The organism is Ruegeria sp. BG6 (assembly GCF_056538465.1).
On the sequence record NZ_JBQFTB010000011.1, the window covers coordinates 1 to 18,744 of the forward strand.

The following is an 18,744-nucleotide window of genomic DNA, read 5'->3' on the forward strand; positions in this document are numbered from 1 at the left end:
CCGCCGTCAGCGTCGTCTTGCCGTGGTCAACGTGCCCAATCGTGCCGATGTTGACGTGCGGTTTTGTACGCTCAAACTTTTCCTTTGCCATGATGGCCTCCTTTTTCGGTAATGAAGGGAGCCCGTTATCCGAGCTCCCTCAAATCTTCGCTTATGCGTATTTCGCCTGGATCTCGTCCGAGATGTTCTGCGGAACCGGATCGTAGTGGTCGAACTGCATGGTGAACTGGGCACGGCCCGACGACATCGAACGCAAGGTGTTGATGTAGCCGAACATGTTCGCCAGCGGAACAAACGCGTCGATCGCGATTGCGTTGCCGCGGGGCTCTTGTCCAGACACCTGGCCACGACGCGATGTCAGGTCGCCGATGATACCGCCGGTGTATTCTTCCGGGGTGATCACTTCGACCTTCATGATCGGTTCCAGCAGTTTCGCGCCGGCTTTGCGCATGCCTTCACGCATACACATCCGCGATGCGATTTCGAACGCCAGAACGCTCGAGTCAACGTCGTGGAACTTACCGTCCAGCAGGGCAACCTTGAAGTCGATCACGGGGAAGCCAGCCAGCGGGCCGCTGTCCATGACCGAGTTGATGCCTTTTTCAACGCCGGGGATGTATTCCTTCGGAACGGCACCACCAACGATGCGGCTTTCGAACGAATAGCCTTCGCCCGCCTCGGTCGGCTGGATTTCCAGCTTGACTTCCGCGAACTGACCCGAACCACCCGACTGTTTCTTATGGGTGTAGGTATGCTCAACAGGCATCGAGATGGTTTCACGGTAGGCCACCTGCGGCGCACCGATGTTCGCCTCGACCTTGAACTCGCGCTTCAGACGGTCCACCAGGATGTCCAGGTGAAGTTCGCCCATGCCCTTCATGATGGTCTGACCCGATTCCAGGTCGGTTTCCACGCGGAAGGACGGGTCTTCGGCGGCCAGACGGGCCAGACCCTGGGACATCTTCTCCTGGTCGCCCTTGGTTTTGGGCTCGACCGCGATCTCGATCACCGGATCGGGGAAGGTCATGGTTTCCAGAACCACCGGATCCTTCGCGTCACACAGGGTGTCACCGGTGGTGGTGTCTTTCAGACCCGCCAGCGCGATGATGTCGCCTGCAAACGCTTCTTCGATCTCTTCCCGGTTGTTCGAGTGCATCATCATCATACGACCGATGCGCTCTTTTTTGCCTTTGGTCGAGTTCAGGATCGAGTCGCCCTTGTTCATGACACCCGAATAGATCCGGGTGAAAGTCAGCGAACCGACGAAGGGGTCGTTCATGATTTTGAACGCCAGGCCCGAGAAGGCCATGTTGTCGTCGGCACGACGTGCGATGTTACGAACTTCTTCCTCGTCGCCGGGTTTGAAGCCCATGTAGTCGACAACGTCCAGCGGGCTGGGCAGATAATCGATCACAGCGTTGAGCAGCGGCTGAACGCCTTTGTTCTTGAACGCCGAACCGCCCAGAACCGGAACGAAGTGCAGCGCCAGCGTGCCCTTGCGCAGAAGATTGCGCAGTGTCGGAACATCGGGCTCTTCGCCTTCCAGGTAGGCCATCATCGCGTCGTCGTCTTCTTCGACGGCCGCTTCGATCATCTTGCCGCGCCATTCGTCAGCCATGTCTTTCAGGCTGTCACGGATCGGGGCTTTGACCCAGCTTGCGCCAAGGTCTTCACCCTGCCACAGCCACTCTTCCATGGTGACCAGGTCGATCAGGCCTTCCAGTTCGGACTCGGCGCCAATCGGAATACCAACCGGAACAGCGCGTGCGCCGGTGCGGTCTTCGATCATGCGAACGCAGTTAAAGAAGTCTGCGCCGATCTTGTCCATCTTGTTGACGAAAACCATACGCGGAACCTTGTAGCGGTCAGCCTGACGCCACACGGTTTCGGTCTGGGGCTCAACACCGGCGTTTGCGTCCAGAACGCAGACGGCACCGTCGAGAACCGCCAGCGAGCGTTCGACTTCGATGGTGAAGTCAACGTGGCCGGGGGTGTCGATGATGTTCAGGCGGTGCTTGGGGGTATCGGCGGTCTGACCGTCCTCGGTGCGCTCCCAGAAGGTGGTGGTCGCAGCCGAAGTGATGGTGATGCCGCGTTCCTGCTCCTGCTCCATCCAGTCCATGGTGGCTGCACCATCGTGCACCTCACCGATGTTGTGGGATTTGCCAGTGTAATACAGGATACGCTCCGAGCAGGTGGTCTTACCTGCGTCGATGTGCGCCATGATACCGAAGTTGCGGTATAGTTCGAGCGGATATTCGCGTGCCATTTGGATAAGCCTCTGGGATTACCAACGATAATGGCTGAAGGCTTTGTTCGCCTCGGCCATCTTGTGGGTGTCTTCGCGTTTCTTGACGGCGGTACCGCGGGACTGAACGGCGTCCAGCAGTTCGCCTGCAAGGCGCTCTTCCATGGTGTTTTCGTTGCGGCCGCGCGCAGCAGTGATCAGCCAGCGGATGGCCAGTGCTTCGCGGCGCTCGGGGCGCACTTCGACCGGAACCTGATAGGTTGCACCACCAACCCGGCGCGAGCGAACCTCGACCGACGGTTTGATGTTGTCGAGCGCTTCGTGGAACACTTCAACCGGGGCGCGCTTTATCTTGTTCTCAACGCGGTCAAAGGCGTTGTAAACGATGCGCTCTGCGACCGACTTCTTGCCGTCGATCATCAGGTTGTTCATGAATTTGGTCAGTACCTTGTCGCCAAATTTGGCGTCAGGCAGGACTTCGCGTTTTTCGGCGGCGTGACGACGTGACATATCAGCCTCTCCTTCTTACTTGGGACGCTTCGCGCCGTATTTCGAACGGCGTTGCTTACGATCTTTGACGCCCTGAGTATCCAGAACACCGCGCAGGATGTGGTAACGCACACCGGGAAGGTCTTTCACACGGCCGCCACGGATCAGAACAACCGAGTGTTCCTGCAGGTTGTGGCTTTCACCCGGGATGTACGAGATGACCTCGAACCCGTTGGTCAGGCGCACCTTGGCAACCTTACGCATAGCCGAGTTCGGCTTCTTAGGTGTGGTGGTGTAAACACGTGTGCAGACGCCGCGTTTCTGCGGGCACTGCTCCAGGTGCATGGACTTCGAGCGTTTTACTTTCGGCTGCCGCGGCTTGCGGATCAGCTGTTGAATAGTTGGCATTCCGGTTTCTTCCCCGTTTTGCAACACACATGACATGCACGCGCGTTGCGTGCGGTTAAACTTGCTGCACTCATGCGTCCACAAGCGCAAAACCCGCGAGCGTTCCCATTCCGAGGTGAACGTCGCGGTTTGTTATCAGAGGGCGCGAACTGCAAAATTGTCCGGGCCTTGACCAGTTCATTACTGAAATCGGTTATGGGGCGGCCCCCGGTACCGAGATGACGCGCGTAATAGGGGGAGTCGGCCCAAGTGTCAACAGTGCCCTGTCCAACCGGCTTTCTCGGCCGCGACAAAGGAGCGGGCCGCCGCTTGCGATACACCTAATGCAGGGGCATAGTCCCGGCAAGATCCTAGTTTCCGGACATCCAATGCAAGTCATCGGCCTGTGCCGTTTTTCCTATCCAGCCCTCGGCGGCTTTCAGATCGAACACGAGACCCTGGAGGACAGGCGACGTTATCTTTACAGTCCCAGGCGGCTGGAAGAAAGGTTCAGGCTGTTCGAGTCCAGCACCCTGCCCTGTTTTCGGGAACAGACCGATGAAGATTTCCAGCTTCTGATCGTAATCGGGGATTGCCTGCCCACACAGGCCCGTGACCGGCTGCAAGACCTGACGGCCAACATCCGTCAGGTCCGGATCATCGAAAGAAAGCCTGCCCGACATCGCAGGGTCATGCAGGATATCCTGAACGCTGCTCGTCAGGACCCGGACCAACCCTGCCTGCAGTTTCGCCACGATGACGATGACGCCGTTTCCGTCGACTTCGTCGAACGGCTTCGTCTTGCGGAGCAGGATTGCCGGGGACTTTTTGAAAACAACCCTGCGGTCGGCATTGATTTCAACAACGGATTTCTGGCCCGCATGGACGCGATAGGTATTCGGGCGTTGAATGTATACAGCGATCTCGTCACCGCCGGATTGGGAATGCACGTTCAGGGCGGTTGCCCGCTGACGATCATGAATTTCGCCCACAACAAGATCGCTCGGCGCATGCCCGTTGTCAGCTATCCGGACGCGCCCATGTGGGTGCGTTCACTGAATCAGTTCAACGACTCGCCCCAGACCCGCAAAAGCAGGGCCGGTCTGTCAGACCTCAGCCCCGAACAGGAAGGCGAGTTCGTTGCGCGCTTTGCCATTGATCAAAACGTCGTTCGGAGGGTTCATTCCCCCGGTTGATGCGACCGCTCGCGGAACAGTGTGAACAGGCCCGCGCCCACGACCAGAGCTGCGCCAAGCATTGTCACGGCATCCGGCCAGTCGCCGAAAACGGTCCAGCCCAGCCCCAGCGCCCAGAGCAGGCTGGAATACCGGAAGGGCGCGACAAATCCGACCTCACCAACCCGCATCACCATGACGCTCAACAAGTACCCCATCAGAACAAATACCGCGGCCGATGCAACCAGCAGGCCAGAGCCGGCCGTGACAGGCACCCATCCTTCAACGACCGAAGCAACCGCAGCTGCGGTCGTGATCGAAAACGATGTCGCCAGTGTCACAACCATCGATGGCACATCTGCCGACATACGCCGCGTGATCAGATCGCGCGCCGTGACCGAGGCAACAGCGATCAGCGCATAAAGCGCATAGATACTGAACCCGTCCGGGCCGGGACGGACGATCAGCAACATTCCAGCAAAGCCCATCGCGATCGCGGTAATACGCCGCCAACCGATATGTTCGGAAAAGAAAAGCGCGGCACCCAGGGTGACCGTTAGCGGAAGCGCCTGCAACACGGCAGTGACATTCGCCAGCGGCATATGCTTCAGCGCTGTCAGGAAAAAGAACGTTGCCGACAATTCGCTGAGACAGCGCAGCGCGACCAGCCACTTGTCATGGCGCGAGAAATTCAGGTGCAACGCCCCAAGATGCCGGGCGAGAATGAACACCAGACACGAGGCCAGCAACCCGCGCAACGCAACCAGTTGAAACAGCGGCAAATCATCAAGCGCCACCTTCACCAGCGTGTCATTCACGGTAAACGCAGCCATGCTGCCCATCATCAGCAAGGCGCCTTTTAGGTTTGGGGTCATTTCAATCAGGCCCGGTCTCAAATCAATCGAGGCATTGGCGCTTTCGGGACCAGTTTTGTCAACTCATACCAGTGACGCCGAAAGGTCATCCGGCTGCGTTGGCAACCAGTGTTCAGCATGCCCCTGCGGAGGCTTGAAAAACACACCAATTGATTACAGCCCAAAGTTGGAACCCGCTTATCGAAGTTCATGTTCATGCGACGACCGCGCGCGCTCGCACTCAATTTCACGGTTCAGCTTGATTTCCGCGCCACGACAACAAACTGCGTAACCGAAAAGAAAAAGCGACCCTGCTCCGCAAGTCTGACTTGTTCGTCGAACCAAGCTTGTGCGACAGCTGACTCAATTTTTGCACTGTTCACTACAAATTGTTTCATGAGATGCATCATCATGATAGCAATCCCATCCGGCTTTAACTGATGATCCGTCATCGTGATCGATACGACATCCTCCACACTATGCCCGCTTTCCCTGATTAGGGCTGGCAGTCGTTCCGGAACTGTTCCACTGGCGAAGTGTTCGTTCCAGATGGAAAGCACAAGCTGCATTCTTTCCGGTTCATCGCTGAACCAAATGAGACTGCCGAAATGAAGATCGCTGATCACAAACCGCCCTGCAGGTTTGAGGCAACGCATCGCCTCGCCGAAGGCCGCCCCTATATCTTCTACATACTCAAATACTTGAACAGAAACGGCTTTATCAGCGATTTCATCCGCCAATGGCAGATTGCCGGCAACACCTTCAAGAAACTCAACGCAGGAGTAATCCAGGCATCTGTTCTTTCCGACCGCCAGCATATCTTTACTTGGATCCACGCCCACGATCCGACCCGACGGGCCAACCGCGCGCGCGAGCTCTGCGGTCAGCAGACCATTTCCGCAACCAATATCCAAGATGGTCTCGCCCGGACTTGGATTGAGAGCATCAAAAGAAGCGCGTCTTCTTCGAATAATGTCGGCACCCTGATAGGCAACGTCCAATATCTTGGCGGTTTCCCGGTCAAACTTGAGCATTTTCGCCCCCAGCATCAAGTCTTAAGCTTACCACATTGCAGCGCGGCCTTATTGAATATCTGCAAGACCACCCAAAACTTAGGAAAATTTTGCCAGCGCCAAAGCCCGACGCGTTCTTGAGACTTAAGAAAAATGGCGGTGGTGGCCTCACAAAGAAAAAGGCCCCGCGATTTCGCGGGGCCTGATCTTCAGCATTTTATAGCGCTCACTCGCGGCTTTCCGGTGTTTCCACCAGCACGTCCAACTCGTCGCCAACCATGTCGTCGTCGATCATCGGCGCTGCCAGGGCAGCGGCCGCTTCGGCCTCTTCCCGGCGAGCTTCGATCACGACATTGTCGCGCGACTGGGCAACCTGACGCACTGCCTGGGTGGCACCACCGGTACCGGCCGGGATCAGGCGGCCGACGATGACGTTCTCTTTCAGGCCAACCAGCTTGTCCTTCTTGCCCTGAACCGAGGCTTCGGTCAGCACGCGGGTGGTTTCCTGGAACGACGCCGCCGAGATGAACGAACGCGTCTGCAGCGAGGCCTTGGTGATCCCCAAGAGGATCGGCTCGCCCTGTGCCGGACGACCACCGCGGGCGATGGTCTTCTCGTTCGCCGCGTCGAACTCCTGCTTGTCGACATGCTCGCCCTTCAGCAGGGTGGTGTCGCCTGAATCCAGGATCTCCCACTTCTGCAGCATCTGGCGCACGATAACCTCGATGTGCTTGTCGTTGATCTTCACGCCCTGCAGACGATAAACGTCCTGCACTTCGTCGATCATGTAGTTCGCCAGAGCCTCGACACCCATAATGGACAGGATGTCATGAGGTGCCGGGTTGCCGTCCATGATGTAGTCACCCTTCTGGACGAAGTCACCTTCCACAACCGGGATGTGCTTGCCCTTGGGCACCATGTACTCGATCGGCTCCAGTGACTCATCAGCCGGTTCGATGCTGATGCGGCGCTTGTTCTTGTAGTCGCGTCCAAAGCGCACGTAACCATCGGCTTCTGCGATGATCGCGTGATCTTTCGGACGACGGGCTTCGAACAGTTCGGCCACACGCGGCAGACCACCGGTGATGTCCTTGGTCTTGGCGCCTTCGCGCGGGATACGCGCGACAACGTCACCGGCTTCGATCTTCTGACCGTCTTCGACCGACAGGATCGCATCCACCGACATCGGATAGTGAACCGGGTTGCCCGCATCGTTGCGGACCGGCTCGCCATCTTCACCGACCAGAATGATCTCGGGCTTGAGGTCGCTGCCTTTGGGGGCCGCGCGCCAGTCGATCACGATCTTCTGGGTCATGCCGGTTGCTTCGTCGGTCTCGTCGCGGACGGCAAGGCCCGAAACCAGGTCGACGTATTTCGCGGTACCGGCTTTCTCGGCGATGATCGGCAGGGTGTACGGATCCCACTCGAACAGTTTGTCGCCACGGGCCACCTTGGTGCCGTCCTTGACGAACAGCTTCGAACCGTAGCCCAGTTTGAAGCTGGCACGCTCTTCGCCATGTTCGTCGTTGATCACCAGCTTCATGTTCCGGCCCATGACCAGGCTTTCACCTGCGGCATTGATCAGAATCTGCGGGTTCTCAAATGTGACAACACCTTCCTGGTTGGCTTCCTGGAACGACTGCTGGCCACCTTGCGCAACACCACCGATGTGGAAGGTCCGCATCGTCAGCTGCGTACCGGGTTCACCGATGGACTGGGCTGCGATGATGCCGACAGCTTCGCCAGTGTTCACCATGGTACCGCGCGCCAAGTCACGACCATAGCAGGTGGCACAAACGCCTTCCTCGGACTCACAGGTCAGAGGCGAGCGGATGCGGGTCGACTGAACGCCGGCCTCATCGATTGTATCTGCCATACGTTCATCGATCAGCTGACCGGCGGCCACGATCACCTCATCCGTACCCGGACGCAGGATGTCGTCAGCAGCCACGCGGCCCAGAATACGCTCGGCCAGCGAGGCGACAACCTCACCATCGTTGACGGCCGCTTCGGCAGTGATCGCGCGGTCGGTGCCGCAATCGATCTCGCGCACGATGCAGTCCTGCGCCACGTCCACCAGACGACGGGTCAGGTAACCCGAGTTCGCCGTCTTAAGAGCGGTATCCGACAGACCCTTACGGGCACCGTGGGTCGAGTTGAAGTATTCAAGAACGGTCAGACCTTCCTTGAAGTTCGAGATGATCGGCGTCTCGATGATGTCACCGTTCGGCTTGGCCATCAGGCCGCGCATACCGCCCAGCTGTTTCATCTGAGTGACCGAGCCACGCGCGCCCGAGTGGGCCATCATGTAGACCGAGTTCGGCTCCATGTCCGACCCGTCTTCGGCCTTGGCGACGTCCGAGATGGTGCTCATCATCGCCTCGGTGACGCGGTCGTTACACTTCGACCAGGCATCGACAACCTTGTTGTACTTTTCGCCCTGAGTGATCAGGCCGTCCATGTACTGCTGTTCAAAGTCTTTCACCTGGTTGCGGGTGTCATCAACGATGCCCCATTTGTCGTTCGGGATGACCATGTCGTCCTTACCGAACGAGATGCCCGCCTTGAACGCTTCCTTGAAGCCCATCGACATGATCTGGTCACAAAAAATGACCGACTCTTTCTGACCGCAGTAACGGTAGACGGTGTCGATCACCTGCTGCACTTCTTTCTTCCGCAGCAGGCGGTTGACCAGCTCGAACGGCGCCTTGTTGTTCATCGGTAGCAACGCACCCAGACACAAACGGCCCGGAGTGGTTTCATAGCGCTTCTGAACTTCGTTGCCCTCGTCGTCGATCTGCGTGATCCGCGCGGTGATTTTCGAGTGCAGATGCACTTCACCCGCGTCCAGCGCATGCTGAACCTCGTCGATCGAACCAAAGACCTTGCCTTCGCCCGGCATGCCTTCGCGTTCCAGGGTCACATAGTACAGACCCAAGATCATGTCCTGCGACGGAACGATGATCGGTGCGCCGTTTGCAGGCGACAGAACGTTGTTCGTCGACATCATCAGAACACGGGCTTCCAGCTGGGCCTCAAGGCTCAGCGGAACGTGAACCGCCATCTGGTCACCGTCGAAGTCGGCGTTAAAGGCCGAACAGACCAGCGGGTGAAGCTGAATGGCTTTACCTTCGATCAGGACCGGCTCGAACGCCTGAATGCCAAGACGGTGCAGCGTCGGCGCACGGTTCAGCATGACAGGGTGTTCGCGGATCACTTCGTCGAGGATATCCCACACTTCGGGACGCTCTTTCTCGACCAGTTTCTTCGCCTGTTTCACGGTCGAAGACAGACCCTTGGCTTCAAGGCGCGAGTAGATGAACGGCTTGAACAGCTCCAGCGCCATCTTCTTCGGCAGACCACACTGGTGAAGCTTGAGTTCCGGACCGGTCACAATGACCGAACGGCCTGAGAAGTCGACGCGCTTACCCAGAAGGTTCTGACGGAAGCGACCCTGTTTCCCTTTCAGCATATCCGACAGCGATTTCAGCGGACGCTTGTTGGCGCCGGTGATCACGCGGCCACGGCGGCCGTTGTCGAACAGAGCATCCACGGATTCCTGCAGCATCCGCTTTTCGTTGCGGACGATGATGTCAGGTGCACGCAGTTCGATCAGACGCTTCAGACGGTTGTTCCGGTTGATGACGCGGCGATACAGATCGTTCAGATCCGAGGTCGCGAAACGGCCACCATCCAGCGGAACCAGCGGACGCAGTTCCGGCGGGATGACCGGGATCACGGTCATCACCATCCACTCGGGGCGGTTGCCCGACTCGAGGAAAGATTCAACAACCTTCAGACGTTTGATGATCTTCTTGGGCTTCAATTCGCCGGTTGCTTCAGCCAGATCAGCGCGCAGCTGCTCGGCTTCGGCTTCCAGATCGATCTGGGCCAGCATCTCACGAATGGCTTCGGCACCGATATTCGCGGTGAACGCGTCCATGCCATAGGCATCCTGCGCATCCATGTACTCTTCTTCAGTCAGCATCTGGCCGTATGTCAGGTCGGTCAGACCTGGCTCGATGACGACATAGTTTTCAAAGTACAGAACGCGTTCCAGATCGCGCAGCGTCATGTCCAGCATCAGACCGATGCGGGACGGCAGCGATTTCAGGAACCAGATGTGAGCGACAGGCGCGGCCAGTTCGATGTGGCCCATACGCTCGCGGCGGACTTTCTGCAGGGTGACTTCCACACCGCATTTCTCGCAGACAACGCCGCGATACTTCATCCGCTTATATTTGCCGCACAGACATTCGTAATCTTTGATCGGGCCAAAGATACGCGCGCAGAACAGACCGTCACGCTCGGGCTTGAACGTCCGGTAGTTGATGGTTTCGGGTTTCTTGATCTCGCCATAGGACCAAGACAGGATCCGCTCGGGCGACGCCAACGAGACCTTGATCTCGTCGAAAACCTTCGGGGGCGTCAGCGGGTTGAACGGGTTGTTGGTGATTTCCTGGTTCATTTGTTACCTCAAATCTTGCGGAAGGGGGGACGGGAGAAAGGGCAGCGCCCTTACTCCTCAACCTCCGCATCCAGGAGTTCCATATTCAGGCCGAGGCCACGGACTTCTTTCACCAGAACGTTGAACGATTCCGGTACGCCCGCTTCAAAGTTATCCTCGCCCTTGACGATCGACTCATAGACCTTGGTCCGGCCGGCGACGTCATCCGATTTCACGGTGAGCATCTCCTGCAGGGTGTAGGCGGCGCCGTAAGCTTCCAGAGCCCAGACCTCCATCTCACCAAAGCGCTGACCACCGAACTGCGCCTTGCCACCCAGCGGCTGCTGGGTAACCAGGCTGTACGGCCCGGTCGAACGCGCGTGGATTTTGTCGTCCACAAGGTGATGCAGTTTCAGCAGGTACTTAATGCCCACGGTCACCGGACGTGCAAATTGCTCACCGGTGCGACCGTCGAACAGAACCGACTGACCGCTTTCCGAGAAGCCCGCACGCACTAGCGCGTCGTTAACGTCAGCCTCTTTGGCACCGTCGAAGACCGGGGTTGCGATCGGAACACCGCGGGTCACGTTGCCCGCAGCCTCGATCAGACCATCCTCGTCCAGACCGGTGATGCCTTCTTCATAGACATTCTCGCCATAGGCCAGCTTCATCGCTTCACGTACCGGGGTCAGATCGCCGGAACGGCGGTATTCACCCAGAGCCTCATCGATGTTCAGACCCAGACCGCGTGCGGCCCAACCCATGTGGGTTTCAAGGATCTGACCAACGTTCATACGCGAAGGCACGCCCAGCGGGTTCAGACAGAAGTCAACCGGCGTACCATCGGCCAGGAACGGCATGTCTTCCATCGGAACAACCTTGGAGATCACACCTTTGTTTCCGTGACGACCGGCCATCTTGTCACCCGGCTGCAGCTTACGCTTCACCGCGATGAAAACCTTGACCATCTTCATCACACCCGGCGGCAGGTCGTCGCCACGACGGACTTTCTCGACCTTGTCTTCGAAACGGGCGTCCAGAGCACGCTTTTGCACTTCGTATTGTTCGTTCAGAGCTTCAACGATCTGTGCGTCCTGCTCACCTTCCAGTGCCAGCTGCCACCACTGACCACGGGTCAGGGTTTCCAGCAGATCCTCGGTGATCACCGACCCTGCCTTGACGCCTTTCGGGCCTTTGACAGCGGTTTTACCCAGGATCAGGCCCTGCAGACGCGCATAGATGTTGCGGTCAAGGATCGCCAGCTCGTCGTCCCGGTCACGGGCCAGACGTTCGACTTCCTCACGCTCGATCTGCAGCGCACGCTCGTCTTTCTCGACGCCGTGACGGTTGAAGACGCGGACCTCAACGACCGTACCGTAATCGCCCGGCTTCACGCGCAGCGAGGTGTCGCGCACGTCAGATGCTTTCTCACCAAAGATGGCGCGCAGCAGCTTTTCTTCCGGGGTCATCGGGCTTTCGCCCTTCGGAGTGATCTTGCCAACCAGAATATCGCCCGGCTCAACATCGGCACCGATGTAAACGATGCCCGCCTCGTCAAGGTTGCGCAGCGCTTCTTCACCGACGTTCGGGATGTCGCGGGTGATCTCTTCCGGGCCCAGCTTGGTGTCACGGGCAGCGACTTCAAACTCCTCGATATGGACCGAGGTAAAGACGTCGTCACGCGCGATACGTTCCGAGATCAGGATCGAGTCTTCGTAGTTGTAACCGTTCCACGGCATGAACGCGACGACCACGTTCTTACCAAGGGCCAGTTCACCCATATCGGTCGACGGACCGTCGGCAATGACTTCGCCCTTCTGGACAGTGTCACCCACCTTGATCAGCGGACGCTGGTTGATGCAGGTGTTCTGGTTCGAACGCTGGAATTTGCGCAGGCGATAGATGTCAACGCCAGCGTCGCCCAGTTCCAGATCTTCGGTGGCGCGGATAACGATACGCTGGGCATCGACCTGGTCGATGATACCGGCGCGCTTCGCCTGGATCGCAGCACCCGAGTCGATTGCAACCTTTTCCTCGATCCCAGTACCGACCAGCGGCGCCTCGGCCCGCAGCAGCGGAACCGCCTGACGTTGCATGTTCGAGCCCATCAGAGCGCGGTTGGCGTCGTCATTTTCAAGGAACGGGATCAGCGATGCAGCGACCGAGACCAGCTGCTTCGGCGACACGTCGATCAGGTCCACATTCTCGCGCGGGGCGAGGGTGTAGTCACCGGCCTGACGGGTCGAAACCAGATCGTTGATGAACTTGCCGTTCTCATCCAGCGTCGCGTTCGCCTGCGCCACGGTGTGGCGCATTTCCTCGGTCGCGGACATGTAGTGAACCTCATCGGTCACCTCGGCGTCTTTGACGACACGATACGGTGTTTCGATGAAGCCATACTTGTTCACGCGGGCAAAGGTGGCCAGCGAGTTGATCAGACCGATGTTCGGACCTTCCGGCGTTTCAATCGGGCACATCCGGCCATAGTGGGTCGGGTGTACGTCGCGCACCTCAAAGCCCGCACGCTCACGTGTCAGACCACCCGGGCCAAGCGCCGAGAGACGGCGTTTGTGGGTGACTTCCGACAGCGGGTTGGTCTGGTCCATGAACTGCGACAGCTGCGACGAGCCGAAGAATTCACGAACAGCAGCCGCAGCCGGTTTCGCGTTGATCAGGTCTTGCGGCATGACGGTGTCAATCTCGACCGACGACATACGCTCTTTGATCGCGCGCTCCATACGCAGCAGACCGACGCGGTACTGGTTTTCCATCAGTTCGCCGACCGAACGCACACGACGGTTGCCGAGGTGGTCGATATCGTCCACGTCGCCCTTGCCGTCACGCAGTTCAACCAGCGCCTTGATGCAGGCCACGATGTCTTCGCGGCGCAGGGTGCGCAGGGTGTCCGGCGCATCCAGAGCCAGACGCATGTTCATCTTCACACGGCCAACGGCAGACAGGTCATAACGCTCGCTGTCGAAGAACAGGGTGTCGAACAGGGCCGACGCAGCCTCGACGGTGGGCGGCTCGCCCGGACGCATGACGCGGTAGATGTCCATCAGCGCGCTTTCGCGGCCCATGTTCTTGTCCTGCGCCATGGTGTTGCGCATGTAAGGGCCGACGTTGACGTTGTCGATGTCCAGAACCGGGATGTCTTTGAAGCCCGCATCCAGCAGTTCCTTGACGGTACCGCCGATCAGGTCGCCGTCCTTGTCGTATTCCAGGGTCAGTTCATCACCGGCTTCGACATAGATCGCACCGGTTTCTTCGTTGATGATGTCCTTGGCGACGAATTTGCCAACGATATGATCGAACGGAACCAGCAGGTCGGTGACGGCACCCTCGTCAATCAGTTTCTTGACCGCGCGCGGCGTGACTTTCTTGCCCGCTTCTGCAATCACCTCACCGGATTTCGCGTCGATCAGGTCATAGGTCGGACGGGTGCCACGTACACGCTCGGGGAAGAACGGCGCGATCCAGCCCTTTTTCTTGTCCAGCTTATAGGACACGGTGTTGTAATACGCGTCCATGATCGCTTCCTGATCCAGACCCAGCGCATACAGCAGGGTTGTCACAGGCAGTTTGCGGCGGCGGTCGATACGGGCGAACACGATGTCCTTGGCGTCGAACTCGAAGTCCAGCCAGCTGCCGCGATACGGGATGATGCGGCAGGCAAACAGCAGCTTGCCCGAGGAGTGGGTCTTGCCCTTGTCGTGGTCAAAGAACACACCGGGCGAACGGTGCATCTGGGACACGATCACACGCTCGGTACCGTTCACGATGAACGTTCCGTTCGGCGTCATCAGGGGCATGTCGCCCATGAACACGTCCTGTTCCTTGATGTCCTTGACCGACTTGGCGCCAGTGTCCTCGTCGACATCAAACACGATCAGGCGCAGGGTTACCTTCAGCGGAGCGCTGTAGGTCATGTCGCGCTGCATGCACTCTTCGACGTCGTATTTGGGTTTTTCCAGATCGTATTTCACGAACTCCAGAACGGAGGTTTCGTTGAAATCCTTGATCGGGAAGACCGACTGGAACACACCTTTGATGCCTTCGCCGTCTGTGGGCTGCTCTGCATCGCCGGAGCGCAGGAAAAGATCATAAGAAGATTTCTGCACCTCAATGAGGTTCGGCATCTCCAGCACTTCGCGGATTTTGCCGTAATATTTACGAAGACGTTTCTGGCCAAGGAACGTTTGAGCCATGTCAGATGTCACCTTTCGATGTTCTCAGCGGGCAAAGACACCGTCGGGCCCCGGCATCTTGCACATTCGAGACGACACGTCCGGATCAATTCATGGCCACCGTCCCGAAGGCGGCCTCCCGATCCGACAACCGTGTCTTAGAAAACGCCCCAACCCATGAGGCCCTTTCTAAGACAGGTTCGGCTGGACCCGGATTTCTCCGGACCCAGCCAAATTTTCAGGCGCATCAGCGACGCACCAGACAAAGGGCTTAGGCCAGTTCGACCTCTGCGCCAGCTGCTTCCAGCTTGCCTTTGACTTCCTCGGCTTCGTCTTTCGACACGCCTTCTTTGATCTTGCCGCCGGCTTCGACCAGTTCCTTGGCTTCTTTCAGGCCCAGACCGGTGATGCCGCGAACTTCTTTGATCACGTTGATTTTCGAAGCGCCGGCGTTCTTCAGAACGACGTCGAATTCGGTTTTTTCTTCCTCAGCTGCGCCACCGGCGGCGTCGCCACCAGCTGCCATGACAACTGCGCCGCCTGCTGCGGGCTCGATGCCGTACTCGTCTTTGAGGATGGTTTTCAGTTCTTGTGCTTCCAGCAGGGTCAGACCCACGATGCTTTCTGCGAGTGCTTTCAGATCAGCCATTGTATTAGCTCTTTCCGTTTTACAGTGTGTGTTCCAACGTCAGGGCAAATGCCCCACGCAGATCATTCAGTGCCAACCGCTTACGCAGCTTCCGCCTTCTCTTCGATGGTGGAAAGGATGCTTGCGATGTTGCTTGCAGGTGCGCCAATCGCGCCGGCGATGTTCGAAGCAGGTGCGCCAATGCAGCCCACGATCGAAGCAATAAGCTCCTCACGCGACGGCATTTTCGAAACGGCTTCAACGCCTTTGCGGTCCAGAGCGTTCTCGCCCATTGCACCGCCGAGGATTTCAAAATTCTTGTTATCCTTGGCGAAGTCCTCGGCCACCTTGGCTGCTGCCACGGGGTCCTCGGAATAGGTCAGAACGGTCATCCCTGTCAGCAGGTCGGCCATGCTTGCACACGGCTTACCCTCAAGGGCGATTTTGGCGAGCCTGTTCTTGGCAACACGCACGGAGCCACCCGCGTCACGAGCACGTGCGCGAAGGTCCTGCATCTCGGCAACTGTCAGACCGGCGTAGTGCGAAACCACTACGACGCCAGAGCTTTCGAAGATTTGGCCGAGTTCCTCGACCACTTTCTCTTTCTGGGCTCTATCCACAGTTCTCTCCAAGTTAGGGATGTCAGACATCCCGGCTCATATTTGCCGCGGCTTGCGCCCCGGCGTTCAGGTCCGTTGTTACGGGATTGGCCAAAACTCGCCCGAGGGTGGGACCCTCAGAATTCTTTGGTCTTACCCGTCTCAGGCAGGGAATTAAGGAACCGTATGGCCCCACCCACCGTCTTGGACGAAACAAAATAAAGCGCACGACGAATCGCACGCTTTACTTCGTAGCCCTACTTAGGGCAGACACGCTCGGTTTCCAAGAGGTAAATTGCACGAAAAACGGGTTTCGCGGGCCGTGGCGTCATCGGTTCCAACACGGATAAATCGCGCCCGTCACTCATTGACACCAAGGACGCGCTGCGGTCCTGTCAAAGTCGATAACCCCGATCCCGATCCGAACTGGCGCGCGCCCTTAAAATGCTGACCCTTTCTCAACAAGAGCACGACCGGACATACCAATATCTGGATCAGCTTTCCCGAAGCGGCACGATCGACCCCATTCGCGAACATTCCTGTATCTACCGGTCTCACGATTTCCCCGAAACACGGCTTGTTCTAAAGCTTGAAACCCAAGGGGCGATGTACGCGCTGAAGGCCGACACCCAAGCCCCCATAACCGACCGGCTGCGCAAGGAGTATAATTTGCTCTGTCAGCTTGCCGAATACTTCGACGACAAGAAGACGTCGCAGGTTGTGCGTCCGATCTACCTCTCATACGCAGGTGACTTCATGGTCACCGAATACATCAAACGCCCCACCGCCGTCGATCTGATCTACAACAGCCCCGACAACGATCAGGTCGCCCAGGTCTATCGCCGCGCCGGAGCATGGCTGAACGATTTGCACGGGTTTCGCCCGGCAAAAGACTATGCCTTCCGGCCCAAATGGATGACCGACAGCATCCGGGACCTGTCGGAAAACCTGCCCGCCAATCTCGGCGGCACAAGTCAGCGAATGATCAACACGATGCTGGCCGAGGCCGCGCGCCTGAAAGGGACGCCGGATATTCAGGTGTTTGCGCATGGCGATTTTCACGGGCTCAACTTGATCATGGGGCAAGGGAAAACCATCGGGCTGGATTTCACCGAGGCACGCGAAAAGCTGGCCGTATACGACATCGTCGACTTCCTGAAGGCCGACATATTCCGCGACAGTCAGCCGTCAGATGTGGATCGCAGCGGCATCCTGAAACGAAACAAGGACATGTTCTTCCGCCTGTACCGCCATCCGATCAATATGGACATTCTGGATTTCTGCATTCGCGGACGCCTGCTCAAGGACTGGCTGTTTCTTAGCCAGCCAAGCCATGTTTGCAGCGAATTCGAAGACCACCGGCGCACCCGGCTGGAGATACGGCTGAAACAGGCATTCAACCTGCCCCGAAGTTCAGGTTGATCCGGCATCTACTGGAATTCAAGCGACCCAAAAACGAAAGAACCCGGATGGCTGGCACCACCCGGGTTATTTCGTGTTTTTGCAGAGGCTGAGGCTTATTCGCCCGAAGCCTGCGCAACATCAACAGTCACGCCCGGGCCCATGGTCGAGCTCAGCGCGATTTTCTTCATGTAGGTGCCTTTGGCGCCCGACGGCTTGGCTTTGGCAACAGCCGAGACAAATGCTCGGACGTTTTCGACCAGCTTGGCTTCGTCGAACGAAGCTTTGCCAACACCGGCGTGCACAACGCCGCCTTTTTCCGCCTTGAACTGAACTTCACCGCCCTTGGCTGCTTCCACGGCCGCTTTCACGTCCATGGTCACGGTGCCGACCTTGGGGTTCGGCATCAGGTTGCGGGGGCCCAGAACCTTACCCAGACGGCCGACGATCGGCATCATGTCCGGGGTTGCGATGCAGCGGTCGAAATCGATGGTGCCGCCCTGAATGGTTTCCATCAGGTCTTCTGCACCGACGATATCTGCGCCTGCTTCTTTCGCTTCGTCAGCTTTGGGGCCGCGAGCGAACACAGCAACGCGCATGTCTTTGCCGGTGCCGTTCGGCAGACCGACAACGCCGCGCACCATCTGGTCTGCGTGACGGGTGTCAACGCCCAGGTTCAGAGCGATTTCGATGGTCTCGTCGAATTTCGAGGTTGCATTGCCTTTGACCAGGGCAACGGCTTCTTCGACCGACAGGTTTTCCTTGCCGGCGACAGCTTCGCGCGCAGCGCGGGTACGTTTACCGAGTTTTGCCATCTTACTTCACCTCGATGCCCATGGAGCGGGCCGAGCCCAGGATGATCTGCATTGCGCCTTCGACGTCGTTGGCGTTCAGATCTTTCATTTTGGCTTCGGCGATTTCACGAACCTGCTTCGAGGTCACGGTTGCCACGGTCTCACGACCGGGGTTTTCCGCGCCGCGGGGACGGTTACGCTTGCCAACCGGCTTCAGACCAGCTGCTTTTTTCAGGTAGTAAGACGCGGGGGGCGTCTTGATGTCCATGGTGAAGGACTTGTCCTGATAATAGGTGATCACGGTCGGGCACGGAGCGCCGGGCTCCATGTCTGCGGTCTTGGCGTTGAACGCCTTGCAGAATTCCATGATGTTGATGCCGCGCTGACCCAGCGCCGGACCAACTGGCGGCGACGGGTTCGCCTGACCTGCAGGAACCTGCAGCTTCATTGTACCAGCAAGCTTCTTGGCCATTTGGTTTTCCTTTCAACTTAGGTGAAACGCGTCTCACCCAGATTATGTTG

Annotated in this window: 14 protein-coding genes; 2 read left to right on the plus strand and 12 right to left on the minus strand. The window is 58.0% G+C overall.

The window, feature by feature from the left end; genetic code table 11:
- The 4 genes from ACR0JW_RS17360 to rpsL all read right to left on the minus strand — a co-directional run.
- Nucleotides 1-91, minus strand: a 91-nt coding sequence (locus ACR0JW_RS17360; protein WP_215675807.1) for a GTP-binding protein, incomplete at its 3' end; no start/stop codon positions are given.
- 60 nt (nt 92-151) lie between these two features.
- Complete coding sequence (gene fusA, locus ACR0JW_RS17365) at nt 152-2,269, minus strand: elongation factor G (protein ID WP_170613555.1); 2,118 nt, start codon at nt 2,267-2,269, stop codon at nt 152-154.
- 18 nt (nt 2,270-2,287) lie between these two features.
- Nucleotides 2,288-2,758 carry a 30S ribosomal protein S7 gene (gene rpsG, locus ACR0JW_RS17370; protein WP_039529242.1) on the minus strand — a complete coding sequence of 157 codons (471 nt, stop codon included), beginning with the start codon at nt 2,756-2,758 and terminating at the stop codon, nt 2,288-2,290.
- Between the two features lie 15 nt (nt 2,759-2,773).
- Nucleotides 2,774-3,145: a 30S ribosomal protein S12 gene (gene rpsL, locus ACR0JW_RS17375; protein ID WP_005621086.1), complete on the minus strand. Its 372-nt coding sequence runs from the start codon at nt 3,143-3,145 to the stop codon at nt 2,774-2,776.
- Nucleotides 3,146-3,513: 368 nt separating this feature from the next.
- Here rpsL and ACR0JW_RS17380 point away from each other — a divergent pair, with 368 nt between their 5' ends.
- The gene (locus ACR0JW_RS17380) at nt 3,514-4,320 is read left to right on the plus strand and encodes a putative rhamnosyl transferase (protein WP_170678401.1); all 807 of its coding nucleotides are present in this window, start codon (nt 3,514-3,516) and stop codon (nt 4,318-4,320) included.
- Here ACR0JW_RS17380 and ACR0JW_RS17385 read toward each other — a convergent pair.
- From ACR0JW_RS17385 to rplJ, 6 genes are all read right to left on the minus strand, one after another.
- Entirely contained in the window at nt 4,305-5,174 is an 870-nt protein-coding gene (locus tag ACR0JW_RS17385) for a DMT family transporter (protein WP_170678403.1), read from the minus strand. The two genes, ACR0JW_RS17380 and ACR0JW_RS17385, sit on opposite strands and share 16 nt — an antisense overlap.
- 233 nt (nt 5,175-5,407) lie before the next feature.
- Nucleotides 5,408-6,187, minus strand: coding sequence for a methyltransferase domain-containing protein (locus tag ACR0JW_RS17390; protein ID WP_170678405.1), 780 nt, complete (start codon nt 6,185-6,187; stop codon nt 5,408-5,410).
- Between the two features lie 205 nt (nt 6,188-6,392).
- Nucleotides 6,393-10,634 (minus strand): DNA-directed RNA polymerase subunit beta', encoded by a 4,242-nt coding sequence (rpoC, locus tag ACR0JW_RS17395; RefSeq protein ID WP_480714249.1) that lies wholly within the window; start codon nt 10,632-10,634, stop codon nt 6,393-6,395.
- A 50-nt stretch (nt 10,635-10,684) separates the two neighbouring features.
- Nucleotides 10,685-14,821 (minus strand): DNA-directed RNA polymerase subunit beta, encoded by a 4,137-nt coding sequence (rpoB, locus tag ACR0JW_RS17400; protein ID WP_170678409.1) that lies wholly within the window; start codon nt 14,819-14,821, stop codon nt 10,685-10,687.
- Nucleotides 14,822-15,071: 250 nt separating this feature from the next.
- Nucleotides 15,072-15,449 (minus strand): 50S ribosomal protein L7/L12, encoded by a 378-nt coding sequence (gene rplL, locus ACR0JW_RS17405; protein WP_170613567.1) that lies wholly within the window; start codon nt 15,447-15,449, stop codon nt 15,072-15,074.
- 80 nt (nt 15,450-15,529) lie between these two features.
- A complete protein-coding gene (gene rplJ, locus ACR0JW_RS17410) occupies nt 15,530-16,048 on the minus strand; it encodes a 50S ribosomal protein L10 (RefSeq protein WP_170613569.1) in 519 nt (172 codons plus the stop codon).
- A 423-nt stretch (nt 16,049-16,471) separates the two neighbouring features.
- Here rplJ and ACR0JW_RS17415 point away from each other — a divergent pair, with 423 nt between their 5' ends.
- The gene (locus ACR0JW_RS17415; RefSeq protein ID WP_170678414.1) at nt 16,472-17,449 is read left to right on the plus strand and encodes a phosphotransferase; all 978 of its coding nucleotides are present in this window, start codon (nt 16,472-16,474) and stop codon (nt 17,447-17,449) included.
- A gap of 95 nt (nt 17,450-17,544) precedes the next feature.
- Here ACR0JW_RS17415 and rplA read toward each other — a convergent pair whose 3' ends face one another.
- Together rplA and rplK are read right to left on the minus strand one after the other, a co-directional pair.
- Nucleotides 17,545-18,243: a 50S ribosomal protein L1 gene (gene rplA / locus ACR0JW_RS17420; protein WP_170678416.1), complete on the minus strand. Its 699-nt coding sequence runs from the start codon at nt 18,241-18,243 to the stop codon at nt 17,545-17,547.
- Between the two features lies 1 nt (nt 18,244).
- A complete protein-coding gene (rplK, locus tag ACR0JW_RS17425) occupies nt 18,245-18,694 on the minus strand; it encodes a 50S ribosomal protein L11 (RefSeq protein ID WP_010440985.1) in 450 nt (149 codons plus the stop codon).
- Nucleotides 18,695-18,744: the final 50 nt, after the last annotated feature.

Bases quoted from the DNA above. Each gene is read 5' to 3' on its own strand.
- fusA (WP_170613555.1), bottom strand. From the start codon at position 2,269: ATGGCACGCGAATATCCGCTCGAACTATACCGCAACTTCGGTATCATG.
- rpsG (WP_039529242.1), bottom strand. From the start codon at position 2,758: ATGTCACGTCGTCACGCCGCCGAAAAACGCGAAGTCCTGCCTGACGCC.
- rpsL (WP_005621086.1), bottom strand. From the start codon at position 3,145: ATGCCAACTATTCAACAGCTGATCCGCAAGCCGCGGCAGCCGAAAGTA.
- ACR0JW_RS17380 (WP_170678401.1), top strand. From the start codon at position 3,514: ATGCAAGTCATCGGCCTGTGCCGTTTTTCCTATCCAGCCCTCGGCGGC.
- ACR0JW_RS17385 (WP_170678403.1), bottom strand. From the start codon at position 5,174: ATGACCCCAAACCTAAAAGGCGCCTTGCTGATGATGGGCAGCATGGCT.
- ACR0JW_RS17390 (WP_170678405.1), bottom strand. From the start codon at position 6,187: ATGCTCAAGTTTGACCGGGAAACCGCCAAGATATTGGACGTTGCCTAT.
- rpoC (WP_480714249.1), bottom strand. From the start codon at position 10,634: ATGAACCAGGAAATCACCAACAACCCGTTCAACCCGCTGACGCCCCCG.
- rpoB (WP_170678409.1), bottom strand. From the start codon at position 14,821: ATGGCTCAAACGTTCCTTGGCCAGAAACGTCTTCGTAAATATTACGGC.
- rplL (WP_170613567.1), bottom strand. From the start codon at position 15,449: ATGGCTGATCTGAAAGCACTCGCAGAAAGCATCGTGGGTCTGACCCTG.
- ACR0JW_RS17415 (WP_170678414.1), top strand. From the start codon at position 16,472: ATGCTGACCCTTTCTCAACAAGAGCACGACCGGACATACCAATATCTG.
- rplA (WP_170678416.1), bottom strand. From the start codon at position 18,243: ATGGCAAAACTCGGTAAACGTACCCGCGCTGCGCGCGAAGCTGTCGCC.
- rplK (WP_010440985.1), bottom strand. From the start codon at position 18,694: ATGGCCAAGAAGCTTGCTGGTACAATGAAGCTGCAGGTTCCTGCAGGT.